26 protein-coding genes are annotated in these 24,500 nt (G+C 64.6%); 22 read left to right on the top strand and 4 right to left on the bottom strand.

All coding sequences use genetic code 11. The annotated features are described in order from the left end of the window. Positions 1-4: 4 nt before the first annotated feature. The 10 genes from phnG to EGJ86_RS07640 all read left to right on the top strand — a co-directional run bounded on the left by phnG (position 5) and on the right by EGJ86_RS07640 (position 8,450). Entirely contained in the window at positions 5-454 is a 450-nt protein-coding gene (gene phnG, locus EGJ86_RS07685) for a phosphonate C-P lyase system protein PhnG (protein WP_125834666.1), read from the top strand. Then, a complete protein-coding gene (gene phnH, locus EGJ86_RS07680) occupies positions 454-1,065 on the top strand; it encodes a phosphonate C-P lyase system protein PhnH (RefSeq protein ID WP_125834665.1) in 612 nt (203 codons plus the stop codon). The genes phnG and phnH overlap by 1 nt, the downstream gene beginning before the upstream one ends. Further along, a complete protein-coding gene (locus EGJ86_RS07675) occupies positions 1,065-2,141 on the top strand; it encodes a carbon-phosphorus lyase complex subunit PhnI (RefSeq protein ID WP_125834664.1) in 1,077 nt (358 codons plus the stop codon). Before phnH ends, EGJ86_RS07675 begins: the two co-directional genes overlap by 1 nt. Next, positions 2,141-3,010: an alpha-D-ribose 1-methylphosphonate 5-phosphate C-P-lyase PhnJ gene (locus tag EGJ86_RS07670; RefSeq protein ID WP_125834663.1), complete on the top strand. Its 870-nt coding sequence runs from the start codon at positions 2,141-2,143 to the stop codon at positions 3,008-3,010. The genes EGJ86_RS07675 and EGJ86_RS07670 overlap by 1 nt, the downstream gene beginning before the upstream one ends. Beyond that, the gene (gene phnK / locus EGJ86_RS07665; RefSeq protein ID WP_125834662.1) at positions 3,007-3,816 is read left to right on the top strand and encodes a phosphonate C-P lyase system protein PhnK; all 810 of its coding nucleotides are present in this window, start codon (positions 3,007-3,009) and stop codon (positions 3,814-3,816) included. The genes EGJ86_RS07670 and phnK overlap by 4 nt, the downstream gene beginning before the upstream one ends. Before the next feature lie 163 nt (positions 3,817-3,979). Further along, a complete protein-coding gene (phnL, locus tag EGJ86_RS07660; RefSeq protein WP_125834661.1) occupies positions 3,980-4,696 on the top strand; it encodes a phosphonate C-P lyase system protein PhnL in 717 nt (238 codons plus the stop codon). Beyond that, positions 4,686-5,831 carry an alpha-D-ribose 1-methylphosphonate 5-triphosphate diphosphatase gene (locus EGJ86_RS07655; protein ID WP_125834660.1) on the top strand — a complete coding sequence of 382 codons (1,146 nt, stop codon included), beginning with the start codon at positions 4,686-4,688 and terminating at the stop codon, positions 5,829-5,831. Before phnL ends, EGJ86_RS07655 begins: the two co-directional genes overlap by 11 nt. Next, the gene (phnN, locus tag EGJ86_RS07650) at positions 5,831-6,412 is read left to right on the top strand and encodes a phosphonate metabolism protein/1,5-bisphosphokinase (PRPP-forming) PhnN (protein ID WP_125834659.1); all 582 of its coding nucleotides are present in this window, start codon (positions 5,831-5,833) and stop codon (positions 6,410-6,412) included. Before EGJ86_RS07655 ends, phnN begins: the two co-directional genes overlap by 1 nt. Beyond that, positions 6,403-7,152, top strand: a complete 750-nt coding sequence (gene phnP, locus EGJ86_RS07645; RefSeq protein ID WP_125834658.1) for a phosphonate metabolism protein PhnP — start codon at positions 6,403-6,405, stop codon at positions 7,150-7,152. The genes phnN and phnP overlap by 10 nt, the downstream gene beginning before the upstream one ends. 98 nt (positions 7,153-7,250) lie before the next feature. Next, positions 7,251-8,450: a nitrate/nitrite transporter gene (locus EGJ86_RS07640; protein ID WP_125834657.1), complete on the top strand. Its 1,200-nt coding sequence runs from the start codon at positions 7,251-7,253 to the stop codon at positions 8,448-8,450. Positions 8,451-8,480: 30 nt separating this feature from the next. Here EGJ86_RS07640 and EGJ86_RS07635 read toward each other — a convergent pair whose 3' ends face one another. From EGJ86_RS07635 to EGJ86_RS07625, 3 genes are all read right to left on the bottom strand, one after another. Beyond that, on the bottom strand, positions 8,481-9,098 hold the full coding sequence (locus EGJ86_RS07635) for an NAD(P)H-dependent oxidoreductase (protein ID WP_099525231.1): 618 nt from the start codon (positions 9,096-9,098) through the stop codon (positions 8,481-8,483). Beyond that, positions 9,091-10,485 (bottom strand): class II fumarate hydratase, encoded by a 1,395-nt coding sequence (locus EGJ86_RS07630; protein ID WP_125834656.1) that lies wholly within the window; start codon positions 10,483-10,485, stop codon positions 9,091-9,093. Before EGJ86_RS07630 ends, EGJ86_RS07635 begins: the two co-directional genes overlap by 8 nt. Positions 10,486-10,591: 106 nt before the next feature. Then, complete coding sequence (locus tag EGJ86_RS07625) at positions 10,592-11,602, bottom strand: DUF2804 domain-containing protein (protein WP_106733858.1); 1,011 nt, start codon at positions 11,600-11,602, stop codon at positions 10,592-10,594. A 278-nt stretch (positions 11,603-11,880) separates the two neighbouring features. Between EGJ86_RS07625 and EGJ86_RS07620 the strand changes: the two genes are divergently transcribed. From EGJ86_RS07620 to EGJ86_RS07600, 5 genes are all read left to right on the top strand, one after another. Beyond that, the gene (locus EGJ86_RS07620; RefSeq protein ID WP_106733859.1) at positions 11,881-12,378 is read left to right on the top strand and encodes a DUF2059 domain-containing protein; all 498 of its coding nucleotides are present in this window, start codon (positions 11,881-11,883) and stop codon (positions 12,376-12,378) included. 11 nt (positions 12,379-12,389) lie between these two features. After that, positions 12,390-12,683: a BolA family transcriptional regulator gene (locus EGJ86_RS07615; protein WP_125834655.1), complete on the top strand. Its 294-nt coding sequence runs from the start codon at positions 12,390-12,392 to the stop codon at positions 12,681-12,683. A gap of 276 nt (positions 12,684-12,959) precedes the next feature. After that, the gene (locus EGJ86_RS07610; protein ID WP_125834654.1) at positions 12,960-13,898 is read left to right on the top strand and encodes a rhodanese-related sulfurtransferase; all 939 of its coding nucleotides are present in this window, start codon (positions 12,960-12,962) and stop codon (positions 13,896-13,898) included. 2 nt (positions 13,899-13,900) lie between these two features. Next, on the top strand, positions 13,901-14,533 hold the full coding sequence (locus EGJ86_RS07605) for a DsbA family protein (protein ID WP_106733861.1): 633 nt from the start codon (positions 13,901-13,903) through the stop codon (positions 14,531-14,533). Continuing rightward, positions 14,526-16,307 carry an ABC transporter ATP-binding protein gene (locus EGJ86_RS07600; protein ID WP_125834653.1) on the top strand — a complete coding sequence of 594 codons (1,782 nt, stop codon included), beginning with the start codon at positions 14,526-14,528 and terminating at the stop codon, positions 16,305-16,307. Before EGJ86_RS07605 ends, EGJ86_RS07600 begins: the two co-directional genes overlap by 8 nt. Positions 16,308-16,451: 144 nt before the next feature. Here the strand turns inward: EGJ86_RS07600 and EGJ86_RS07595 are convergent, their stop codons facing one another. After that, on the bottom strand, positions 16,452-17,315 hold the full coding sequence (locus tag EGJ86_RS07595; protein WP_125834652.1) for a LysR family transcriptional regulator: 864 nt from the start codon (positions 17,313-17,315) through the stop codon (positions 16,452-16,454). A gap of 94 nt (positions 17,316-17,409) precedes the next feature. Between EGJ86_RS07595 and EGJ86_RS07590 the strand changes: the two genes are divergently transcribed. The 7 genes from EGJ86_RS07590 to EGJ86_RS07560 all read left to right on the top strand — a co-directional run bounded on the left by EGJ86_RS07590 (position 17,410) and on the right by EGJ86_RS07560 (position 24,303). Beyond that, on the top strand, positions 17,410-18,147 hold the full coding sequence (locus EGJ86_RS07590) for a CTP synthase (RefSeq protein ID WP_125834651.1): 738 nt from the start codon (positions 17,410-17,412) through the stop codon (positions 18,145-18,147). Continuing rightward, positions 18,144-18,470, top strand: coding sequence for an antibiotic biosynthesis monooxygenase (locus EGJ86_RS07585; RefSeq protein WP_125834650.1), 327 nt, complete (start codon positions 18,144-18,146; stop codon positions 18,468-18,470). The genes EGJ86_RS07590 and EGJ86_RS07585 overlap by 4 nt, the downstream gene beginning before the upstream one ends. A 223-nt stretch (positions 18,471-18,693) precedes the next feature. Continuing rightward, positions 18,694-19,776 carry a 4-hydroxyphenylpyruvate dioxygenase gene (hppD, locus tag EGJ86_RS07580; RefSeq protein ID WP_099525241.1) on the top strand — a complete coding sequence of 361 codons (1,083 nt, stop codon included), beginning with the start codon at positions 18,694-18,696 and terminating at the stop codon, positions 19,774-19,776. A 4-nt stretch (positions 19,777-19,780) separates the two neighbouring features. Beyond that, positions 19,781-20,914, top strand: coding sequence for a homogentisate 1,2-dioxygenase (locus EGJ86_RS07575; protein ID WP_125834649.1), 1,134 nt, complete (start codon positions 19,781-19,783; stop codon positions 20,912-20,914). A 103-nt stretch (positions 20,915-21,017) separates the two neighbouring features. Further along, a complete protein-coding gene (locus EGJ86_RS07570; protein WP_125834648.1) occupies positions 21,018-22,004 on the top strand; it encodes a fumarylacetoacetate hydrolase family protein in 987 nt (328 codons plus the stop codon). A 97-nt stretch (positions 22,005-22,101) separates the two neighbouring features. After that, on the top strand, positions 22,102-22,752 hold the full coding sequence (gene maiA, locus EGJ86_RS07565; RefSeq protein WP_125834647.1) for a maleylacetoacetate isomerase: 651 nt from the start codon (positions 22,102-22,104) through the stop codon (positions 22,750-22,752). 90 nt (positions 22,753-22,842) lie between these two features. Beyond that, entirely contained in the window at positions 22,843-24,303 is a 1,461-nt protein-coding gene (locus EGJ86_RS07560) for a sodium-dependent transporter (RefSeq protein WP_125834646.1), read from the top strand. The last annotated feature ends 197 nt before the right edge of the window (positions 24,304-24,500 follow it).

Here is a 24,500-nt window from a genome sequence, read left to right as displayed (position 1 = left end):
CCGCATGAACGAAACCGATCCGAACATCGCCGCGCGTCAGCGCTGGATGGGCGTCCTGGCCCGCGCCGGCAGCGCTCTCGACCCCCATGAAGCGGCGCTCAAGGACAGCGCCTACCAACTGATCCGCTCCCCCGAGGTCGGCATGACCCTGGTGCGCGGGCGCATGGGCGGCACCGGTAGCGCCTTCAACCTCGGCGAGATGACCGTGACCCGCTGTGTGGTGCGTCTTGCCGACGGCCGAACCGGTTACAGCTATCTGGCAGGCCGTGACAAGCGCCGCGCCGAGCTGGCCGCCCTGGCCGACGCGCACCTGCAGGGCAACGACCAGGCGCGCTGGCTGGATGACCTGATCGAACCCCTGGCCCGCGAGCAGCGCGAACAGCGCCTGAACCGGGCCGCCCGTACCGCCACCACTGAGGTGGAATTTTTCACCCTGGTCAGAGGAGAGGACTGATGACTACGCCGCACAGCTCGCACTGGCTGCAACCGGCTTTTGACGACCCGGTGCTGGACGCCCAGGTCAGCTTCCGCGCGGCCCTCGGAGCCCTGGCCGAACCGGGGCTGCCACGCGCCATGGATCGTGCCCATGCCTTGGGCGACCTGGCCCCTGCTACTTATGGTTTGTGTCTGGCCTTCCTCGACAGTGATACGCCTCTTTGGCTGGCGCCGCGTTTCGACACACCGCTGATTCGCGCCAACCTGGCGTTCCACTGCGGCTGCCCGATCGTCGCCGAGCGTGAGATCGCTTTGTTCGCCCTGCTTGATGAGGGCGAGTTGAGCGATCTGTCGGACTTCGACAATGGCAGCGAACGCTACCCGGACCAGTCCTGCACGCTGCTGATCCAGCTCGACGATCTGCGCGCCGGCGTCCCTCTGCGCTGGCGCGGGCCGGGTATCAAGGACGTGCGCGGCGTCAACCTGCCGCTGCCGGCCTCGTTCTGGCAGCAGCGTCAGGCGCGCAGCGCCTTTCCCCGTGGCCTGGATTGCTTCTTTGCCGCAGGCGGCGAAGTCATCGGCCTGCCGCGCAGCACCCGCGTGCTGATCGAAGCCGAGGAGGCTGCCTGATGTATGTCGCCGTCAAGGGTGGCGAACGCGCCATCGACAATGCTCATCAACTGCTGGCCAGCCGTCGCCGTGGCGATACCACGATCGCTGAACTGGGCGTTGAACAGATCCGCCAGCAACTGCCGCTGGCCGTGGCCCGGGTGATGAGCGAAGGCTCGCTGTACGACGAGGAGCTGGCCGCACTGGCGATCAAACAGGCGGCTGGTGACCTGATGGAGGCCATCTTCCTCTTGCGCGCCTACCGCACCACGCTGCCACGTTTCGGTGCCAGCGAGGCATTGGACACCACGAAGATGCAGCTGGAGCGGCGCATATCCGCCACCTTCAAGGATCTGCCCGGTGGTCAACTGCTCGGTCCGACGTTCGATTACACCCACCGTCTGCTGGATTTCACCTTGTTGGCCGAAGGCGAGTATCCGGCGCCGGATACCACGCTCGCCGACGAGCCCAAGCCCTGTCCTCGGGTGTTGGATTTTCTCGCAGGCGAAGGGCTGATGGCCCGCGAGCAGGACGACGGCGCACCGGTGCCGGACATCACCCGCGAGCCGCTGGCCTTTCCCGCGAGCCGCGCCGAGCGCCTGCAGGCGCTGGCCCGTGGTGACGAAGGCTTCCTCCTGGCTCTCGGCTACTCGACCCAGCGCGGCTACGGGCGTAATCACCCCTTCGCCGGGGAGATCCGCATCGGCGATGTCGAGGTGTGGATGACGCCCGCCGAACTGGGTTTCGCTGTGCCGCTGGGCGATATCGAAATCACCGAGTGCGAGATGGTCAACCAGTTCGTCGGTGACAGTGCCGAGCAGGCGCAGTTTACCCGCGGCTATGGCCTGGCCTTCGGCTACGCCGAGCGCAAGGCCATGGGCATGGCGCTGGTCGACCGCGCGCTGCGCGCCAGCGAGTACGGCGAAGAGGTGCAGGGCCCGGCGCAGGAGGAGGAGTTCGTGCTGATGCACTGCGACAACGTCGAAGCCGCCGGCTTCGTCTCGCACCTCAAGTTGCCGCACTACGTCGACTTCCAGGCCGAACTGGAACTGATCCGCAAGCTGCGCCGCCAGGCGCCGGCAGAGGAGAACCGCTGATGAACGCTTTCACCGCAAGCGGCGCCCGTGAGGCGTCGGCCTACAACTTCGCCTATCTGGATGAGCAGACCAAACGCATGATCCGCCGTGGCTTGCTCAAGGCGGTAGCGATCCCTGGCTATCAGGTGCCCTTCGGCGGTCGAGAAATGCCGCTTCCCTATGGCTGGGGCACCGGCGGCATGCAGCTGACTGCCGCCATTCTCGGTGCAGACGATGTGCTTAAGGTAATCGACCAGGGCGCTGACGACACCACCAATGCGGTGTCGATTCGCCGCTTCTTCGCCCGTACCGCAGGCGTCGCCACCACCGAGCGCACGCTTGAGGCCAGCGTGATCCAGACCCGCCACCGTATTCCGGAAACACCGCTGTCGGCCGGGCAGATCATGGTCTATCAGGTGCCGATTCCCGAGCCGCTGCGCTTTATCGAGCCGAGCGAGCAGGAGACGCGGACCATGCATGCGCTGGAGGACTACGGCGTGATGCACGTGAAGCTGTACGAGGACATCGCCACCTTCGGCCATATCGCCACCGCCTACGCCTACCCGGTGACGGTGGACGAGCGCTACGTGATGGACCCGTCGCCGATTCCCAAATTCGACAACCCCAAGCTGGACATGAGCCCGGCGCTGATGCTGTTTGGCGCGGGGCGTGAGAAGCGCCTGTACGCGGTGCCGCCCTTTACTCGCGTGGTCAGCCTGGACTTCGAGGATCACCCCTTCGCCGTGCAGCAGTGGGACGAGTGCTGCGCCTTCTGCGGCAGCACGGAATCCTTCCTCGACGAGCTGATCGTCGACGACGCCGGCAGCAAGCGCTACGTCTGCTCCGACACCGACTACTGCCGTCAGCGTACCGAGGAGAACCTGCAATGAGCGCCGCCGAACGTCTGCAACCTGCCGTGGCTGCGACCGAGCCGTTGTTCTCGGTGCGTGACCTGACCCGCCTGTACGGCCCGAACAAGGGCTGCCAGGGCGTGAGTTTCGACCTCTATCCCGGTGAAGTGCTGGGCATCGTCGGCGAGTCCGGCTCGGGCAAGTCCACCTTGCTCAGCCTGCTCTCCGGGCGTTGCCCGCCGGATCGCGGCGCGGTCAGTTATCGCGGCCGCGATGGCCAGTGGCTCGACCTGTACAGCGCCAGCGAGGCCGAGCGGCGCACGTTGCTGCGCACTGAATGGGGCTTCGTCGAGCAGAACCCTCGCGACGGCCTGCGTATGGCGGTATCGGCTGGCGCCAACATCGGCGAGCGGCTGATGGCGCAGGGTGTGCGCCACTACGGCGAGCTGCGCGCCGCCGGGCTCGACTGGCTGAGCCAGGTGGAGATCGACCCGGCGCGCATTGATGACCTGCCGCGCACGTTTTCAGGTGGCATGCAGCAGCGCCTGCAGATCGCCCGCAACCTGGTCTCGGCGCCGCGGCTGGTGTTCATGGACGAGCCGACTGGAGGGCTGGACGTGTCGGTGCAGGCGCGCCTGCTCGATCTGCTGCGCGGCCTGGTGCGCGAGCTGGACCTGGCGGTGGTGATCGTCACCCACGACCTGGCGGTGGCACGTCTGCTGGCCGACCGGCTGATGGTGATGCGCCGTTCGCACGTGGTGGAGGCGGGGCTGACCGACCAGATTCTCGACGACCCGCAGCATCCGTATTCGCAGCTGTTGGTGTCGTCCGTCTTGCAACCCTAATGAGCGCTTGTCTCCCCTCTCCCGCTTGCGGGAGAGGGGCCGGGGGAGAGGGGCTTCGCTTGCATCGAGTCGCGGTTACCAGCCTCTTCCCAGCTCTCTCCACTCGGCGTGCCCCCAATAAATGGGAGAGGGGGCAGACGTGCCTACCGTATTCGAGGTGTATATGAACAATCTGATCGAGGTCAGCGGCCTCAGCAAGACCTTCACCCTGCACCAGCAGAACGGCGTCGTCCTGCAGGTGCTGCGTGACCTGAGTTTCGCCGTGCGCGGCGGCGAGTGCCTGGTGCTGCACGGCCAGTCCGGCGCCGGTAAATCGACCCTGCTGCGCACGCTGTACGGCAACTACCTGGCCGCCGGCGGCAGTATTCGCATCCGTCACCAGGGCTCGCCAGTGGAGCTGGTCGGCGCAGAGCCGCGCCAGGTGCTCGCAGTGCGCCGACAAAGCCTGGGTTACGTCAGCCAGTTCCTGCGGGTGATCCCGCGCGTGTCGACCTTGGACGTGGTGATGGAACCGGCACTGTCACGCGGCTGGGCGCGCGGCGACGCCGAGGCGCGGGCCAAGGCGCTGCTAGGCCGGCTGAATATTCCCGAGGCTCTGTGGCAATTGGCGCCGGGCACCTTCTCCGGTGGCGAGCAGCAGCGCGTCAATATCGCCCGCGGCTTCATGGTCGAGTGGCCGGTGCTGCTGCTCGACGAACCCACCGCCTCGCTGGACGACGCCAACCGCCAGGTGGTGCTGGAGCTGATCCTCGAAGCCAAGGCGGCCGGCAGCGCGCTGATCGGCATCTTCCATGACCGCATCGCCCGCGAGGCGGTGGCCGACCGTTACCTCGACATGAGCGCCGCCGCGGCGCAACCGGAGTACGTCTATGTCGTCTGAACAGATTCTCAGCAACGCGCGCGTCGTCACTGCTGAACGCGAGTTCCTCGGCACCCTGCTACTGCGCGACGGGCTGATCGCTGCGGTGGACGAGGGCGCCAGCCACCTGCCGCAAGCCCAGGACCTGGGAGGCGATTACTTGCTGCCGGGGCTGGTGGAGCTGCACACCGACAACCTGGAAAAGCACATGAGCCCCAGGCCTGGCGTGGATTGGCCTTCGGCCTCGGCGGTGCTGACCCACGATGCGCAGATCGTTGCCGCCGGCATCACCACGGTGTTCGATGCGCTGTCCATCGGCGACATCAACCCGCGTGGCCGGCGCATGCAGCAATTGCCGGCAATGATCGAGGCCATTGCCGCCAGCGAGGCGGCCGGGCAGACCCGCGCCGAGCACCGCCTGCACCTGCGCTGCGAGCTGTGCCACCCCGATGCCCTGACCATCTATCGCGATCTGGTGGAGCACCCGCTGGTGGCATTGGTGTCGGTGATGGATCATTCGCCCGGCCAGCGTCAGTTCGCCAAGGTCGAGAAGTACCGCGAGTACTACATGGGCAAGTACCACCTGAGCCCGGCGGAGATGGAGGAATTCCTTCAGGAGCAGATCGCCAACTCGCGCCAATACAGCGACCGTCAGCGCCAGGCCATCGTCGAGGACTGCCACAGCCGGGGCATCTCGGTGGCCAGCCATGACGACGCGACTCTGGCCCACGTACAGGAGTCGGCTGACTTCGGCATGGCCATCGCCGAGTTTCCCACCACCCTGGAAGCGGCCAAGGCTAGCCACGATCTGGGCCTTAAAGTGCTGATGGGCGCACCGAACGTGGTGCGCGGCGGTTCGCACTCGGGCAATATCGCCGCCGCCGAGCTGGCTCAGCATGGCGTGCTGGATATCCTTTCCAGCGACTACTACCCGGCCAGCCTGTTGCATGCGGCCTGGCTGCTCGCCGGGCAGGACAACGACTATGATTTGCCTGCGGCCATCGCCACCGTGAGCCGCGCACCGGCCAGGGCGGCCGGACTGGATGACCGCGGCGAGATTCGCGTCGGCCTGCGCGCCGACCTGGTGCAAGCCAGGGCCCATGGCCAGCAGCCGGTGATCCAGCAGGTGTGGCGCCAAGCACGAAGGGTGTTCTGATGCAGGGCAGGTTGATCTATCTTATGGGGCCTTCGGGCTCGGGCAAGGACAGCCTGTTGCAAGCTGCACGTGCGCCGTTGGAGGCGCACGGCTGCCGTTTCGCCCGGCGGGTGATCACCCGCAGTGCCGAGTCCGTCGGCGAGGATGCGCTGGGGGTGACCCCGGCCGAATTCGAGCGCCTGCAGGGCGAGGGCGCCTTCGCCCTGAGCTGGCGCGCCAATGGTCTGGCCTACGGCATCCCGCGAGAGATCGATGACTGGTTGAGCGCCGGGCAGGATGTGCTGATCAACGGTTCGCGCGGTCATCTCGACACAGCGCGGCAACGCTACCCGGATCTGCTGGCGATTCTCCTGCAGGTCGACGAAGCGGTGCTGCGTCAGCGTCTGTTGGCCCGCGGTCGCGAGACGCCGGAGCAGATCGAGCAGCGCCTCGCTCGCAGTCGCAGTTTTGCTGTTGTGGGAGGCGCTTCAGCGGCGACTGTTGCGCAGGAGCACATTTGCGTTCTGGACAACTCCGGCCCACTGCAACAGACCGTGAATTGCCTGCTGCACCTGCTCGACGAGACCCGCCGATGCGCCTGACCCTGCTCGGCACCGGTGATGCCCGCCAGGTGCCGGTCTATAACTGCAGTTGCCCGGCCTGCGATGCGTCCCGTGTCTATCCGGCGCGTCGCCGTGGCCCCTGTTGCGCGCTGATCGAATGCGGCGCGCAGCGCTGGTTGATCGACAGTGGCCTCACCGATCTCACCGAGCGCTTTGCGCCACACAGCCTCAGCGGCATCCTGCAGACCCACTACCATGCCGATCACGCCCAGGGCCTGCTGCACCTACGCTGGGGGCAGGGGCTGATCATCCCCGTGCATGGCCCGGACGACCCTGAGGGGCTGGCCGATCTGTACAAGCATCCGGGCATTCTCGACTTCAGCCAGCCGTTCGCCGCTTTCGAGCGTCGCCAATTGGGTGAGCTGAGCGTTACCGCATTACCGCTGACGCATTCCAAGCCGACCTTCGGCTACCTACTAGAGGGGCAGGGCAGGCGCATCGCCTACCTCACCGATACCGTCGGCGTGCCGGAAGCGAGTTGTGCCGAACTACAGCGCGCGCCGCTGGATCTGCTGGTGCTCGATTGCTCCACCGCACCGCAACCCGTCGCGCCACGCAACCACAACGACCTGACCCGTGCGCTGGAGGTCGTCGAGCGCCTGCAACCGACGCAAACTGTGCTGACCCATATCGGCCACAGCTTCGATGCCTGGCTGCTGGAGCATCCCGACGCCTTGCCGCCATGCGTGACGCTGGCAAGCGATGGTCTGGTGTTGTGAGTCCACGCTGCTATCTGTAACCAAAGTTTTCAGATTCGCCGGGCTTGCCGTTACAGTGCTGGGCCTTCCAACGTGTTTGCCGCCAGCCAAGAGGTTGCATGAACGCCCGCCGCATTACCCTGTTGTTGTGTACGGCCGAGACCCTTGGCATGGCCGGTTTCGCCCTGTTCGCCGCGCTGCTACCGCAATTCCAGTCACTCTGGGGTTTGAGCAATACCGAGGCCGGCTGGATCGGCGGCGGCTTCTTTCTTGGCTATATGCTTGCCGTGCCTGTGCTCACCGGCCTGACCGACCGTCACGACGCCCGGCTGATCTACCTGGCGGCCATGCTGCTGACGGCCGTGGCCAGTGCCGGTTTCGTCTTTGCCGGTGGTTTCTGGTCGGCGCTGCTCTGGCGTGTGCTCGCCGGTATTGGCCTGGCCGGCACCTACATGCCGGGGCTCAAGGCGCTGTCGGAACGTATCGACGGTGCCTCGCAGTCACGTGCCATCGCCTTCTACACCGCCAGTTTTGGCCTGGGTACAGCTCTGTCTTTCACCCTGTCTGGCGAGCTGGCCAAGCTCGGCGGCTGGCAACTGCCGGCGTTGCTCAGTGGTGCCTGCGCACTACTGGCCTGGGGGCTGGTGTACTGGGGGCTGGCGCCGAAAGCGGTCGAGGCACATGCGCCGCGCAATCTGCTGGATCTGGCGCCGTTGAGAAATCGTGCGGTGCTGGCTTACTGCCTGGCCTATGCGATGCACAACCTGGAGCTATTCGCCCTGCGTGCCTGGCTGGTGGCCTTCGTGGTGTTCTCCGGGCATCAGCAGGGCGTCGATCCCTGGCTATCGGGCACCTGGGTGGCGATGCTGGCGACGCTCATCGGTATGCCGTCGAGCATCCTCGGCAATGAACTGGCGCTGCGTTTCGGGCGTCAGCGCTGGCTGATCGGTGTGATGCTTAGCTCCGCGCTGCTGGCCGCCGTGGTCGGCCTGGGCGCGGCGCTGCCGTTCTGGGCGATGCTGGGGCTGATTCTGATCTACGCAGTGACCGTCACCGCCGACTCGGCTTCGTTGACCGCCGGATTGGTCAGCGTCGCCCCGGCCAGCCACCGTGGCGCGGCGATGGCGCTGTATTCCTGTACCGGCTTTACCGGCGCGTTCCTAGGTCCGTTGCTGTTCGGCATGACTCTGGATGCTTTGGGCGATCAGCAGTTGCTCGGCTGGTGGGCGGCGTTCGCGCTGATGGGCCTGTTGCTGACCCTCGGGCCGCTGGCGTTGTGGTGGGCGGGTAAAGGGCGCGAGGAACGCTCGCGCCTCTGAGTCAGGGCTACCGGGCCTGTGTGGTGGATTTTACGCTTTGCTGCCCAGCGTCTCGGCCTTGCGCAGCCAGCTCTGGCGTTGTTCTTCGCTGGACGGGCGCACCGGGGCGAACTCGCTCAGGCGCCGCGTTTTGATCCCGCAGAAACCGAGGATGGTACGCACCATCTGTCGGTGCGCCGGGGCACCGTAGATCCAGCGGAAATACCAGCGTGGCGTGTCCATGGTCACCAGCAGGTCAGCGCTGCGCCCGCTGAGCAGTTTGTCCCAGAGTTGCGAGCGGTTGCGGTACTTGAAGGCGAAACCGGGCAGGAACACCCGGTCGAAGAAGCCCTTGAGCAGCGCAGGAATGCCGCCCCACCAGACGGGGTAGACGAACACCAGGTGCTCGGCCCAGTGAATCAGACGCTGAGCTTCGAGCAGGTCCGGCTCCAGATTCTGGCTCTGCTCGTAACCTTCACGCAGGATTGGGTCGAACTGCATTTCGCCCAGTCTGAGCTGGCGCACCACGTGCCCCTTGCTACGTGCTCCCAGGCTGTAGGCCTCGGCCAGGGCGTGGCAGAGGCTGTCCTTCTTGGGGTTGCCGAGAATCAGCAGGATGCGTTTGCCATCGCCTTCCAGCGGTGTGGCGCCACTCTTGCCTTCAGTCATGCCGCCCGGCTCCGAGCATGTCCTGCGGTCGTACCCATTGGTCGAACTCCTCTTCGTTCAGGTAGCCGAGCTGCAGTGCGGCCTGGCGTAGCGTGCTGCCTTCGGCGTAGGCCTTCTTGGCGATTTCGGCGGCTGTGTCATAGCCGATGTGGGGGTTGAGCGCTGTCACCAGCATCAAGCCGTTTTCCAGGTGCGCAGCCATTTGCGCGGCATCCGGCTGCAGGTCGGCGACGCAATGCTGCTGGAAGTTGCGGCAGCCATCGGTGAGCAGGCGGATCGATTGCAGCAGGTTGTGGATGATCACCGGCTTGAATACGTTGAGCTGCAGGTGGCCCTGGCTGGCGGCGAAGCTGATGGTCGCGTCGTTGCCCAGCACCTGACAGGCCAGCATCGACAGCGCTTCGCACTGGGTCGGATTGACCTTGCCAGGCATGATCGAACTGCCCGGCTCGTTGGCTGGCAGGCGCACTTCGGCGAAGCCGGCGCGCGGGCCGGAGCCGAGCAGGCGCAGGTCGTTGGCCAGCTTCATCAGGGCCACGGCCAGAGTCTTCAGCGCGCCGGAGAGCTGCACCAGCGGCTCGTGGCCGGACAGCGCGGCGAACTTGTTCGGGGCGCTGGTCAGCGGCAGGCCGGAGAGTGCGGCCAGTTCAGCAGCGATGGCTTCGGCGAAACCGGCTGGTGCGTTCAGCCCGGTGCCGACGGCAGTACCGCCCTGGGCCAGCTCGCAGACGGCGGGCAGGGCAGCGCGAATCGCGGCCTCGGCATGGCCGAGTTGGGCGACGAAGGCCGACAGCTCCTGGCCGAAGGTGATGGGGGTGGCGTCCATCATATGGGTGCGCCCGGTCTTGACCAGGTTGGTGTGGCGCTGCGCCTGTTCCTGCAGGCCGTCACGCAGTTCGGCCAGCGCCGGCAGCAGGGCGTGGCGAACGCCCTGCACAGCGGCGATGTGCATGGCAGTAGGGAAGCAGTCGTTGGAGCTTTGCGCGCGGTTGACGTGATCGTTGGGGTGCACCGGGGTCTTGCCGCCGCGTTGGCCGCCGGCCAGTTCGTTGGCTCGGCCGGCGATCACCTCGTTGACGTTCATGTTGCTCTGCGTGCCGCTGCCGGTTTGCCAGACCACCAGGGGGAATTGCGCGTCGTGCTGGCCTTCGAGCACTTCGTCGGCAGCCTGTTCGATCAGTCGGGCGATATCCGCCGGCAGCTCGCCGCTGCGGCTGTTGACCCGTGCCGCGGCTTTCTTGATCAGCGCCAAAGCATGCAACACGGCCAGCGGCATGCGCTCCTGGCCGATGGCGAAGTTGATCAGCGAGCGCTGGGTCTGCGCGCCCCAGTAGGCGTCGTTAGGGACTTCGATGGGGCCGATGCTGTCGGTTTCGGTGCGGCTCATGGCGTTCTCCGGGGCAAGTGCAAGGTTGCTGGCAGTTTAGGTCGCGCCACCGAAGACTGGTTCCACAACTTATCTATCAGGTTGATTGGAGCCTTTGAAAGAGCAACTACCAGCGGGCGTGGGTTTCACCCAGCCAGCCCAGTGCTCCGTCTACCGGTACGCGCTCGCCTTTAGGGCCGCGCAGTACGCCGTCGTAATGACCGAAGCGCTGCACTGTGTTGGCGTGGAACGGACCGAGTTTGGGGCAGGCCTTGTGCAGTTGGCGGGGCGTGAAGCGCAGGGCCACGCGATCATCTTCACTGTCCAGACGCCAAGGAGCCAGCGGCGCCTGCGAGCTGCGCTCGATATGCAGGGGGCTGTCGAGCAATTGCACTTCACCGCCGAACCACAGGGAATTTTCCGACAGGCCGCTGTGATCGAGCCAGCCAGCACCGAAGTTACCGGCGATGCCGCCCGCTGCAGCGAAGGCCGCGCGCTGCCAGTAAGTGTTTAGCGGCCAGACACCGCGACCGAAGTCCAGTGCGGCGAAGCTCTGGCCCGGCATGCAGCTGTAATGCTTGCCGCCCAACTGCAGACTGCCGGCGGTGGGCAGGCCAAGCTGGCGGCAGGTGGCGTGAAAGCCGCCATTCTGCAGGGGTGCGACCAGATTGACCGATTGCAGATGGGCAGGGCGCTGAATGTCCAGGGCAACCTGTAGGGGCTGGCCGCCGATATCCGGGGCGGCAGCGGTGAGGCGCAGGCGTCCGGGGTGCTCATCGATGCGCAGTTGCAGGCGAGAGTGGCTGAAGGAGTGACTCTCCAGTGGCAGGTCTGGCAGTTGGCAGCCCAGAGCGAAGGGGCGGAGCTGGGTATGGGCGACGGCCTGGCCGGTGTCCAGGTCGAGGAAGTAGGCGGCGCCGTAGCCGAGGTAGTCGAGGTCAGCCAGGGTCAGCGAGAGCATCCACTGCGGCGTGGTGATGCACCAGTGATTCCAGCGTTTGCGCCGCCCGGCGTGGCCATGCAGGGTACAGTCCACCTGCGGTCGATTGGACCAACCAATGGCCTCGTCCAGCAATCGGCCTTTGCTGTCGCAAAGCGGCTGGAGCGGAAGGGGCGCGTGTGAGGTGAGGCTGGTCATTGGGCACGTCCGTGTGTGTGCGCGGGCTGGCGATCAGTTGCCGGCTCTTGAGGTGCGCACGCCTTGTTGAATAATAGTGGGGAGGTCGCAAAGAATGCCGAGCCCACCCGAGCATGAGCAAGTACTGGCATTTTGGCAACTGACCAGTGGGTGCGCCCGTCAACATGACGGGTGTGAGCCAGCGCACAACGCGCATCGCTTGAGGGATTTCCGCACAGGGCACAAAATGCCGCCTTCGTAGTCTACCCAGACTCATTCACAACCTCTGGACGCTCTCCATGCTCCGTTTTTCCAAACTCTGCACCGCCGTTTTGCTCAGCGCGAGCGCATCCCTGGCCATGGCCGATGCTGCCAGTCACGCCGCCGATGCCGAGCGCTTTCTCAAGCTGGCTCACGCCGACAAGCTGACCGTGCCGGTCTACGGCCAGGTGCAGCAGATGTTCGCCCAGCGTTTCGCCGAGGCGCCGAATGGCAAGAAAGCGGTGCTCGAGAGTTATCAGGCCAAGGCCAATACCGCGCTGGACAAGGCGGTCGGCTGGGACAAGCTCAAGCCGGACATGGTCAAGCTCTACACCAGCAACTTCAACGAACAGGAGCTCAAGGACCTGATCGCCTTCTACGAGTCGCCGCTGGGACAGAAGGTACTGCAGAAAATGCCGACTCTCACCGCACAGTCCGCGCAGATCACCCAGAGCAAGCTGGAGTCCGCCGTGCCTGAGGTGAACAAGTTGCTGGCCGACATGAGCAACGAGCTCGGCCTGCCTAAACAGCCCTGATGGAGCCCAAGATGTCCAAGCAAGACCTGATCGTCACCGCCCTGGCCGCGCTGCAACCCGAGCACCTCGAAGTGCTGGACGAGAGCCATATGCACAGCCGCGGTCTGGAAACCCACTACAAGGCGGTGATCGTCAGCCCGGCGTTTGCCGGCCTGAATGCGGTCAAGCGGCATCAGAAAGTGTATGCGACGGTCGGCGAGCTGATGGGACAGATCCATGCCTTGGCGCTGCATACCTACACCCTGGAGGAGTGGGCGGCGCAGGGCGTGGCGCCGGCTTCGCCGACCTGCCGCGGCGGTCATTGATGTAGCTCGGTTGTAATCAGGGGGAACCCGTTGGCAATTCCCGGATTGCATCCGGGCTACGTGACAGGCTGTCGCGGCTTGTCGCCAAGCCACCCCGGCGAATCCCTGCTTTGCTACAATCCGTCCGCGCCGGCCCACGCCGGCGCTTTCGTTTAGATTCTCGATCCAGCGAGCGGGAGCCATGCAAGGCGCTACGTTAGTAACGCAGCACGGCCGACGCGCAGCTGATCGAGGGCCAGTCCGCCCTTTACGTGGGCGACTACTGAGAGAATATTCATGACCGACAAGATCGTCGTCGCGGCGCTGTATAAATTCGTCTCCCTGCCGGACTACCAGGCGCTGCGCGAACCCCTGCTGCAAACCCTCATCGATAACGACATCAAGGGCACCCTGTTGCTCGCCGAGGAGGGTATCAACGGCACCGTTTCTGGCACCCGTGCCGCTATCGATGCACTGCTCGCCTGGTTCCGCCTGGACGCCCGTCTGGCCGATGTCGACCACAAGGAATCCTATTGCGATGAGCAGCCGTTCTATCGCACCAAGGTCAAGCTGAAGAAAGAGATCGTCACTCTCGGCGTACCTGGCGTCGACCCCAACCAGCGCGTCGGTACCTACGTCGAGCCGCAGGACTGGAACGCCCTGATCAGCGACCCTGAAGTGCTGTTGATCGATACCCGCAACGACTACGAAGTGGCCATCGGCACCTTCGAGGGCGCCATCGACCCGAAGACCAAGTCGTTCCGCGAATTTCCCGAGTACATCCGCGAGCACTTCGACCCGAGCAAGCACAAGAAGGTGGCGATGTTCTGCACCGGCGGTATCCGCTGCGAGAAGGCCTCCAGCTACATGCTCGGCGAGGGTTTCGAAGAGGTCTATCACCTCAAGGGCGGCATTCTCAAATACCTCGAGGAGGTGCCACAGGAAGAGACCAAGTGGCAGGGCGACTGCTTCGTCTTTGACAATCGCGTGACCGTACGCCATGACCTGTCTGAAGGCGATTACGATCAGTGTCACGCCTGCCGCACGCCGATCTCCGTGGAAGAGCGCCAGTCCGAGTTCTACAGCCCTGGCGTCAGTTGCCCGCATTGCTGGGATTCGCTGCCGGAGAAGACCCGTGAAGGCGCCCGCGCACGGCAGAAACAGATCGAACTGGCCCGTGCGCGCAATCAACCGCACCCCATCGGCCGCGACCCCCGCCAACTGAACGAGGCCTGACCATGGCTAGCCGCCTGCTCTACGTGATGGATCCGATGTGCTCCTGGTGCTGGGGTTTTGCACCGGTAATCGAAACCCTCGTCGAGCAGGCGGCCGCTGCCGATGTGCCGCTGCAAATCGTGGTAGGCGGCTTGCGCCGTGATCAGGTGGCTGTCGATGCCGCCGCACGGGTGCGTTACCTGGGCTACTGGCAGGCGGTCAATGCCAGCACCGGACAACTGTTCGACTTCGAGCGCGGCCTGCCGGAAGGGATGGTGTATGACACCGAACCTGCCTGCCGCGCGTTGGTCACTGCACGTAATCTCGATGCGCAGAGCGCCTGGACACTGCTCAAGCTGATTCAGCAAGCCTTCTACACCGAAGGGGCCGACGTCACCCAGGCCAGCGTGTTGGTGCAACTGGCCGAGCAGGCGGGCATCCCGCGCATCGAGTTTGCCGAGGCCTTCGACAGCCAGGCCATGGAGGACGCGACCGCCGCCGATTTCACCTGGGTGCAGGACCTGGGCATCGCCGGCTTCCCCACGCTGCTGGCCGAGCGCGATGGCCAACTGGCGCTGCTGACCAACGGCTATCAGCCGCTCGAGGTGTTATCGCCGCTGCTGGGGCGCTGGCTGGAGCGCGCCGCCAATGCCTGATCGGTTGAGCTGGGCAGAAATTCGTCGCCTGGCCCTGCGTCACAAAAAAGCGCTGATCCTGGCCAATCTAGTCGCCGTGCTGGCGACCCTGTGCAGTGTGCCGATCCCATTGCTGTTGCCGTTGCTGGTCGACGAAGTGCTGCTGAACGACGGCGATGCGGCGCTCAAGGTGATGGACAACTTCCTCCCGACCGAGTGGGAAACAGCAGCCGGCTATATCGGCCTGATGCTGGTGCTGACCCTGCTGCTGCGCGGCTCGGCGCTGATCTTCAACGTCTTGCAGGCGCGGCTGTTCGCCAGGTTGTCGAAGGACATCGTCTACCGCATCCGCATGCGTCTGATCGAGCGGCTCAAACGCATTTCCCTTGGCGAGTACGAGAGCCTGGGCGGCGGCACCGTGACCACCCACCTGGTCACCGATCTGGACACCCTGGACAAGTTCGTCGGCGAGACCCTGAGCCGCTTTCTGGTGGCGATCCTGACCCTGGTCGGCACCTCGGCCATCCTGATCTGGATGCACTGGCAGCTGGCCTTGCTGATTCTGCTGTTCAACCCGCTGGTGATCTACGCCACCGTGCTGCTGGGCAAGAAGGTCAAGCGCCTGAAGAAGTTGGAGAACGACAGTACCTCGCGCTTCACCCAGGCACTGACCGAGACCCTTGAGGCGATTCAGGAAGTGCGCGCCGGCAACCGCCAGGGCTACTTCCTCGGCCGCCGCGGCGGCCGGGCGCGCGAGGTGCGCGACTATGCCGTTGCCTCGCAATGGAAAAGCGACGCGTCGAACCGTGCCAGCGGCCTGCTGTTCCAGTTCGGTATCGACGTGTTCCGCGCGGCGGCGATGCTCACCGTGCTGTTCTCCGACCTGTCCATCGGCCAGATGCTCGCGGTATTCAGCTACCTGTGGTTCATGATCGGTCCAGTGGAGCAGTTGCTCAGCCTGCAGTACGCCTTCTATGCCGCAGGTGGCGCGCTGACGCGGATCAACGAGCTGCTGGCACGTAAGGACGAGCCGCAGTACGACGGGCGCGTCGACCCTTTCAAGGGGCGCGACACGGTCGGTATCGAGGTGCGCGGGCTGACCTTCGGCTATGGCGACGAGCCGGTGTTGGATCGGCTCGATCTGTCCATCGGCCCGGGCGAGAAGGTGGCCATCGTTGGTGCCTCGGGCGGAGGCAAGAGCACTCTGGTGCAGTTGCTGCTGGGTCTGTACACGCCGCAGGCCGGGAGCATTCGCTTCGGCGGCAGCGCGCTGGAGGAGATCGGCCTGGACTGCGTACGCGACAACGTCGCGGTGGTGCTGCAGAACCCGGCACTGTTCAACGACACGGTGCGCGCCAACCTGACCATGGGCCGCGAGCGCAGCGATGAGGCCTGCTGGCAGGCGCTGCGCATCGCCCAACTGCACGACACCATTGCGCAACTGCCGCAAGGGCTGGACAGCGTGGTCGGGCGAAGCGGCGTGCGTTTGTCCGGCGGCCAGCGCCAGCGCCTGGCCATTGCCCGTATGGTGCTGGCCGAGCCCAAGGTGGTGATCCTCGACGAGGCCACCTCGGCACTGGATGCCGCCACCGAGTACGCCTTGCACGAAGCGCTGGCGCAGTTCCTTGAAGGCCGCACCACGCTGATCATCGCTCACCGCCTGAGTGCGGTGAAGCAGGCCGATCGCGTGCTGGTGTTCGACGGCGGCAGCGTGGCCGAGGATGGCGACCACCAGCAACTGATCGCAGAAGGTGGGCTGTACGCCAAGCTTTACGGGCATTTGCAGCAGGGCTGAGTCGTGGGGTGCGCCGTGCGCATCGCAGCGATCAGGATTTTCGGGAAATTCTTCGCGGCTGAAGCCGCTCCCACAAGGTTTCGCTGCTGCACTGACAGGCTTCCCCCCGTTCTGTGGGAGGCGCTTCAGCGGCGACGCTCTAGCTCAGTCATGGCTCATCAGCGCTTCGCTTAACTCCTCGAACAGCGTCTGCACCGAGCGCAAGGCACGGCAGTCTGGGCGGGTCAGCAGCCAGAGTTCGGTGTCGCAGCCAGCCAGTGGTGGGCCGAGCGGCTTGAGTTCGGGGTGGGCGTGCAGCACGAAGTCGGGCAGGGCGGCGACACCCAGTCCAGCGCGTGCCAGTTGCGCCACGGCGTACATGCTGCTGCAACGGTAGTTGGGGGTGACGCCCGGCAATTCGCGCAGGCGCCAGAGTACCGTGGCGTGGTCCGGCATCGCCTCGTCCGGGGCGATCCAGCTCTGCCGCGCCAGGTCGCTGCGATCCTGATCATCGTCACGGGCGCAAACGACGTAGGAAACCTTGGCCAGACGCCGGCCCACCAGGTGCTCCGGCGGCTCATTGGTCAGGCGCAGGGCCAGGTCGGCATCGCGCCGGCTGAGGTTGGCGAAGTCGTTGGAGGTCACCAACTCCAGCGCCAGGGCCGGGTAATTGGGCATGAAACGCGCCATTGCCGGTAGCAGCAGGCTGCTCAATACAGCATCGGTGCAAGTCAGGCGTACCGTGCCGCTGACCACCTGCTTGCCCAGTTCCAGCGCCACGCGGGCGGCATCCAGTGCCTGTTCGGCACGCTCTGCCTGCTCGGCCAGGGCCCGAGCGGTTTCGCTGGGCTCATAACCGCGTCGACTCTTCTCGAACAGCGCCACCCCCAGAGCGGCTTCCAGCCGGCGCACGGCACGGAACACTGTGGACACGTCGACCTGCATCAATTCTGCCGCCCGCGCCAGGGAGCGACCACGCACCAGGGCGAGCACCAGAGAGAGGTCGGTATGGTCGATCTGATATTGCATGGCTGCAATCTCTGCTTGTCTATTCGCCAATTATTATTGCGCAAGCGCCATCTTATAGTGGCAGGGAGACGGTCATGCAAGAGGGGATAGGCGTATGTACAGCAAGTGTCGAGTCAAGGTCGCCCTGGTAGGTGATTACAGTGCGGCAGTTACCGCGCACCGTGCCATTCCAGAGGCGCTACGCCTGGCTGGTGAAGCGCTGGGAGTGGCGGTCGAATATGACTGGCTGGCCACTGAGCGTATTCTCGATGACGCGACCTTGCAGGCCTATGACGGCATCTGGTGCGTGCCGGGCAGTCCGTATGTTGCTACCGAGGGTGCGCTGCGCGCGATCCGTTTCGCCCGCGAGCAGGGCGTGCCATTTCTCGGCACCTGCGGTGGCTTCCAGCACGCGCTGCTGGAATACGCACGCAATCAGCTGGGGTGGCAGGATGCCGAACACGCCGAGCTGTCGTCGCAAGCGAAGAACCCTCTGATCGCGCCGCTGAGCTGCGCCTTGCTGGATGTCAGCGAGCATGTGCACCTGGTTTCCGGTTCGCGTATCGCCGAGCTCTACGGTGTACGCGAGATCAGCGAGCAGTACCTGTGTCGCTACGGCCTTTCCGATGCCTTCGTCGAGCCGCTGATGGCGCAGGCGCTGAAGGCTTCCGGGCATGACGAGGCGGGTGCCGTGCGTGCCATCGAGCTGGAAGATCATCCGTTCTTCATCGCCACCCTGTTCCAGCCCGAGCGTGCGGCGCTGGAAGGGCGCCTGCCGCCGCTGGTCGCCGGCCTGGTTGGTGCCTGCGCGGTGCAGTCGGTGCATGAGGCGCAGCAGGAAGCAGTGGCTTGATCGCGGCCACGCCGGAGCCACCCTATTACGTGGTGATGTTCACCTCGGAGCGTACCGACGTGGACACCGGTTATGCCGAGGCGGCACAGCGCATGCTGGCGTTGGCCGCACAGCAGCCCGGCTTTCTCGGCGTGGAGTCGGCGCGCAGCGACGGCCTGGGCATCACCCTGTCCTATTGGCAGAGCGAAGAGGCCATTCGCGGCTGGCGCGAGCATGCCGAGCACAGCGCCGTTCGCGAGCAGGGACGCACCGACTGGTACGCCGCCTTCACCACTCGCGTGGCCAAGGTCGAACGCGCCTACACATTCTCGCGCCCAAGCTGAGTGATAGTGGCAAGCCGGCTGACCGTCGTGTAAGGATTATTTTACGGTTGCCAGGGCGTTGCCTGCCTTGCCTGAAAGGCGTAAGGAAAATTTGCCACTGCTGATCGCGGCTAACGTGTCTAAGTGTCGCAAGCCATCTTGAGAGCGCGTCTGCGCTCGGTTGTCATGGGGTTGTCCGCAACGCATTCGTGCGCTGCCATAACAATGACAATCAGGAGGCGAGATGAACGCCGTGGCTAAGATCGAGCAGCACAACCCCATCGGAACCGACGGTTTCGAGTTTGTCGAATTCACCGCACCGAATGCCGAAGGTATCGAGCAACTGCGCCAGTTGTTCACCGCCATGGGCTTCACCGAAACCGCCAAGCACCGCTCCAAAGAGGTGTGGTTGTTTCAGCAGAACGACATCAACATCGTGCTCAACGGCAGCCCTACCGGCCACGTGCGCGCCTTCGGCGAAAAGCATGGCCCCAGTGCCTGCGCCATGGCCTTCCGGGTCAAGAATGCGGCCCAGGCTGCGGCTTATGTCGAACAGCAGGGCGCAACGCTGGTGGGCAGCCACGCCAACTTCGGTGAGCTGAACATCCCCTGCGTCGAAGGTATCGGTGGCTCGCTGCTGTATCTGGTTGACCGTTATGGCGACAAGAGCATCTACGACGTCGACTTCGAGTACATCGAAGGCCGCAGCGCCAATGACAACGCCGTCGGCCTGCAATGCATCGATCACCTGACCCACAACGTGCGCCGCGGGCAGATGGACGTCTGGTCCGGCTTCTACGAGCGTATCGCCAATTTTCGCGAGATCCGCTACTTCGATATCGAAGGCAAGCTCACCGGCCTGTTCTCCCGAGCCATGACCGCGCCGTGCGGCAAGATCCGCATCCCGATCAACGAGTCGGCCGATGACAAGTCGCAGATCGAGGAGTTCATCCGCGAGTACCACGGCGAAGGCATCCAGCACATCGCCCTGAGCACCGACGACATCTACGCCACCGTCCGCCAACTGCGCGCCAATGGCGTCGACTTCATGACCACCCCGGACACCTACTACGAGAAGGTCGACAGCCGCGTCGCCGGTCATGGCGAGCCGACGGACGTATTGCGTGAGCTGAACATCCTGATCGATGGTGCGCCCGGCGATGACGGCATCCTGCTGCAGATTTTCACCAACACGGTGATCGGCCCGATCTTCTTCGAGATCATCCAGCGCAAGGGCAACCAGGGTTTCGGCGAGGGCAACTTCAAGGCGCTGTTCGAATCGATCGAGGAAGACCAGCTGCGTCGCGGCGTGATCGCCGAGGAGTGATGCCATGAGCCGCCAATGGATCCGCTTTCCCCTGCGTGAAGGCGAGTGCTCGCGCCAGGCGCACTGCGACCTGCCGCAGGGCACCTACGAGCGCGAGATGGGCCGCGAAGGCTTCTTCGGCCCCACTGCGCACCTGCACCACAAGCATCCGCCGACCGGCTGGATCGACTGGGAAGGCCCGCTGTGTCCGCACGCGTTCAACTTCAACAACATTCCCAGCGAGCGCGACTGCCCGCTGGCGGCGCCGCTGACGCTGCACAACGCCGACGTCAAGCTGCGCGTGTGGCGCACCCACGGCGCGATGCGCCATCTGGTGCGCAATGCCGACGGCGATGAGTTGCTGTTCGTCCACGAGGGCAGTGGGCATTTCTACTGCGATTTCGGCCATCTGGAGTACCGCGACGGCGACTACCTGCTGATCCCCCGTGGCACCGCCTGGCGTATCGAGGCCAGCACGCCGAGTTACTTCCTGCTGATCGAGAACACCGATGGTGCGTATCAGTTGCCGGACAAGGGCCTGCTCGGCCCGCAGGCGATCTTCGACCTGGCGGTGCTGGAGCACCCGTATATCGACGAAGCCTTCAAGGCGCAGCAGGACGAGAACACCTGGCAGATTCGCATCAAGCGGCGCGGCCAGATCAGCACCGTGACCTACCCCTACAACCCGCTGGATGTGGTCGGCTGGCATGGCGACAACACCGTGGTGCGCCTGAACTGGCGCGACATCCGCCCGCTGGTCAGCCATCGCTACCACCTGCCGCCGTCGGTGCACACCACCTTCGTCGCCAATGGCTTCGTGATCTGCACCTTCACCCCGCGTCCGGTGGAGTCCGACCCCGGCGCGCTCAAGGTGCCGTTCTTCCACAACAACGACGACTACGACGAAGTGCTGTTCTACCACCGTGGCAACTTCTTCAGCCGCGACAACATCGAGCAGGGCATGGTCACCCTGCACCCGTGCGGCTTCCCCCATGGGCCGCACCCCAAGGCACTGAAGAAGAGTCAGATCGACCCGGCCACTTTCATCGACGAGGTGGCGGTGATGATCGACACCCGCCGCGCCCTGGAAGTGAGCGATGCCGCTGCTGCGGTGGACGTGGCCGAGTACGTCAATTCCTGGCGTGCGCCGGGTCTGTAGGGTTAAACGACGCTGTGGGAGCGAGCTCTGCTCGCGAAGCTTTTTGTTCGGTCAGGGTTCGCGAGCAGAGCTCGCTCCTACCTCAGAATTCGAAGGATTATCGATGAAACTTGCATCACTGAACCAAGGCCGCGATGGCGTGCTGATCGTCGTTTCCCGCGATCTCACCCGTGCCGTCGTTGTGCCGCAGATCGCTTTCACCCTGCAGGCTGCGCTGGACGACTGGGCTGTGGCCCGGCCCAAGCTCGAAGCGGTCTATCAGCGCCTCAACGACGGCATGGAAGAGGGCGCTTTCGCCTTCGATCAGGCCGCCTGTCACAGCCCGCTGCCGCGTGCCTATCACTGGGCCGACGGCAGCGCCTACGTCAACCACGTCGAGCTGGTACGCAAGGCACGCGGCGCCGAGATGCCCGAATCCTTCTGGCATGATCCACTGATGTACCAGGGCGGCGCCGATGCCTTCATCCCGCCGCACAGTCCGATCAGCCTGGCCGACGAAGCCTGGGGCATCGACTTGGAGGCCGAGCTGGCGGTGATTACCGACGACGTGCCGATGGGCGCCACATCGGCCGAAGCGGGCGGCCATATTCGTCTGCTGATGCTGGTCAACGATGTGTCGCTGCGCAACCTGATCCCCGGCGAACTGGCCAAGGGCTTTGGTTTCTACCAGAGCAAACCGTCGTCGAGCTTCTCCCCGGTGGCCATAACCCCGGACGAGCTGGGCGAGAGCTGGAAGGACGGCAAGGTGCATCGGCCGCTGGTGTCGCATATCAACGGCGCGCTGTTCGGCCAGCCGAACGCCGGCGTCGATATGACCTTCAACTTCCCGACTCTGGTGGCTCACGCAGCCAAGACACGACCGCTGGGCGCGGGCACCATCATCGGCTCGGGCACCGTGTCGAACTACGACCGCAGCGCCGGTTCGAGCTGCCTGGCAGAGAAACGCATGCTGGAGATCGTCGAGTCGGGCGAGGCGAAGACGCCGTTTCTCAAGTTCGGCGACCGGGTGCGCATCGAGATGTTCGACGTAGCCGGGCAGAGCATCTTCGGCGCCATCGATCAGGTGGTGCAGCGCTACGACGCCCGCTGATTCGTAGGAGCGGCTTTAGCCGCGATTCGTCTGAAGTCGCTGAAAGCATCGCGGCTGAAGCCGCTCCTACCAAGTCGCGTTTCGAAAGGAATCCGCAATGCTGAAACTCTACGGCTACTGGCGCTCCAGCGCCGCCTACCGCGTGCGCATCGCCCTCAACCTGAAGGGCCTGGCTTACCAGCAAGTGCCGGTGCATCTGCTCAAGGACGGCGGCCAGCAGCACGGCGCCGACTACCGCGCGCTGAACCCGCAGGGCCTGTTGCCGCTGCTGGTGGACGAAGAAAACGGCGGCGTGCGCATCGCCCAGTCGCTGGCGATCATCGAGTACCTCGAAGAAATCTTCCCGGTGCCGGCGCTGCTGCCGGCTGATCCGGCCGAGCGTGCCCAGGTGCGTGCGCTGGCGCTGCACCTTGCCTGCGACGTGCACCCGCTGAACAACCTGCGCGTGCTGCAGTACCTGTCCAGCGAACTGGGTGCCGGCGACGAGGCGAAGAACGCCTGGTACCGGCACTGGGTCGCGCTCGGTCTAACCGCCGTGGAGGAGGGCCTGGCTGCATTCGACGGTCGCCTGTCGCTCGGCGACCGGCCTGGATATCTGGAAGCCTGCCTGATTCCGCAGCTGTATAATGCGCGGCGTTTTAACTGTGACCTTGCCGCGTACCCACGCATTGTCGCCATGGCGGCGCGCTGTGAACCCCTGGAGGCCTTCCAACTGGCCGCACCGGAGGCACAAGCCGACGCTCAGTGACACCTTCGGCTTCACCCAAGCCTTGCATTCCGCTGCGCCACAAGCGCGGCGGGTCCGATTCCGTCACAGATAAAAACAAACAGGTGACGCATGACCCGTGAAAAACCGAAGAACCTCTGGCTCTCGCGCTGGGGCTTCATCCTCGCAGCAACCGGCTCGGCCGTCGGCCTGGGCAATATCTGGAAATTTCCTTACATCACTGGCGAGTACGGCGGCGGCGCCTTCGTGCTGATGTACCTGGCGTGCATCCTGGCCATCGGCATTCCGGTAATGATGACCGAGATCGCCATCGGCCGCCGTGGCCGCGGCAGCCCCATCGACGCCATCGGCCGCGTGGTCCGTGAGAACGGTGGCAACCCGCTGTGGAAGGCCGTTGGCGGTATGGCCATGCTCGCCGGTTTCATGATCCTGTGCTTCTACGTGGTCGTTGCCGGCTGGGCTTTCGCCTATACGTGGAAGATGCTCGACGGTTCGTTGGCGGCCACCAGCGTCGAAGCACTGGGTGGGGTGTTCGAGGCGCACAACGCCAATCCCTGGCAACTCGGTGGCTGGAGCGTACTGGTGGCGCTACTGACGTTGTGGATCGTCGCCAAGGGCGTGCAGAAAGGCATCGAGAATGCCGTGCGCTGGATGATACCGGGTCTGGCGTTGATGCTGGTGGCGCTGGTCGGCTATGCGTTCACCAGTGGCAGTTTCAGCGCAGGCTTCGGGTTCCTCTTCCACTTCGATGCCTCGAAGATCACCGGCGAAGCACTGTTGGCGGCATTGGGACACGCCTTCTTCACCCTGAGTCTGGCCTCGGGCGCCATCCTCACCTACGGCTCCTACATCCCGGATGGTCAATCCATCGCGCGGACCACCTTCATCGTCGCTCTCTGCGATACCTGCGTGGCGCTGCTGGCCGGTCTGGCGATCTTCCCGATCATCTTCGCCAACGGCATGAGCCCCAGTGCCGGGCCGGGGCTGATTTTCATGAGTCTGCCGCTGGCCTTCCAGCAGATGCCATTCGGTACTGCGTTCGGCGTCTTGTTCTTCGCCATGGTATCGATCGCGGCACTGACCTCGGCGATCTCGATGATCGAGGCCAGCGTGGCCTACCTGAACGAAAAGCACGGCATCAGCCGCCTGCGCGCTGCCATCGGGGCCGGCGTGGTGCTGCTGGTGATCAGCCTGCTGGCGATGCTGTCGTTCAACCTGCTGGCGGGCTGGACGCCGCTGGGCAAGAACTTCTTCGACTGGCTGGATTACCTCACCTCGCGCTGGATGATGCCGTTGGGTGGCATCTTCATGGTCGTACTCGCAGGCTACGCACTGCGCGGCGAGATCATGCGTGACGAGCTGGATCTGCCGCCGGCCGGTTATGCCCTGTGGCTGTTCATGGTGCGCTACGTCAGCCCGGTGCTGATCATGGTGGTGTTCCTGCATGCGCTGGGCTGGCTGATGTTCGACCCTGCACTGCAGTGGTACTGGATTGCCGGTGCCATCGGCCTGCTGGCTGTGGCTGGGGAGGTTCTGCGACCGAGGGTAGTACCGGCGCTTGCCGGGCGCTGATCGCGGCTCGAATCCAGAGGCGCAGCTTCGGCAGAAGCTGCGCCTTTTTTATTGCGATGAGCCAGAAACGGCGCCTCAGTAGGCGGTATTTCGCCATTTATTCGGCGTCAATAAGCGGATAGTTGCCTGTCTTGGCCATTTCATTGGCTATGCTGATAACCATGGGTTGGCTAATTGCCAGCACTCAAGCGGTGGCA

The sequence above is a fragment of the Pseudomonas sp. o96-267 genome (genome assembly GCF_003935465.1).
Taxonomy (GTDB): domain Bacteria; phylum Pseudomonadota; class Gammaproteobacteria; order Pseudomonadales; family Pseudomonadaceae; genus Aquipseudomonas; species Aquipseudomonas sediminis.
The sequence above is the reverse complement of the archived record's forward strand: the minus strand, read 5'-3'. Positions and strand labels throughout refer to the sequence as shown.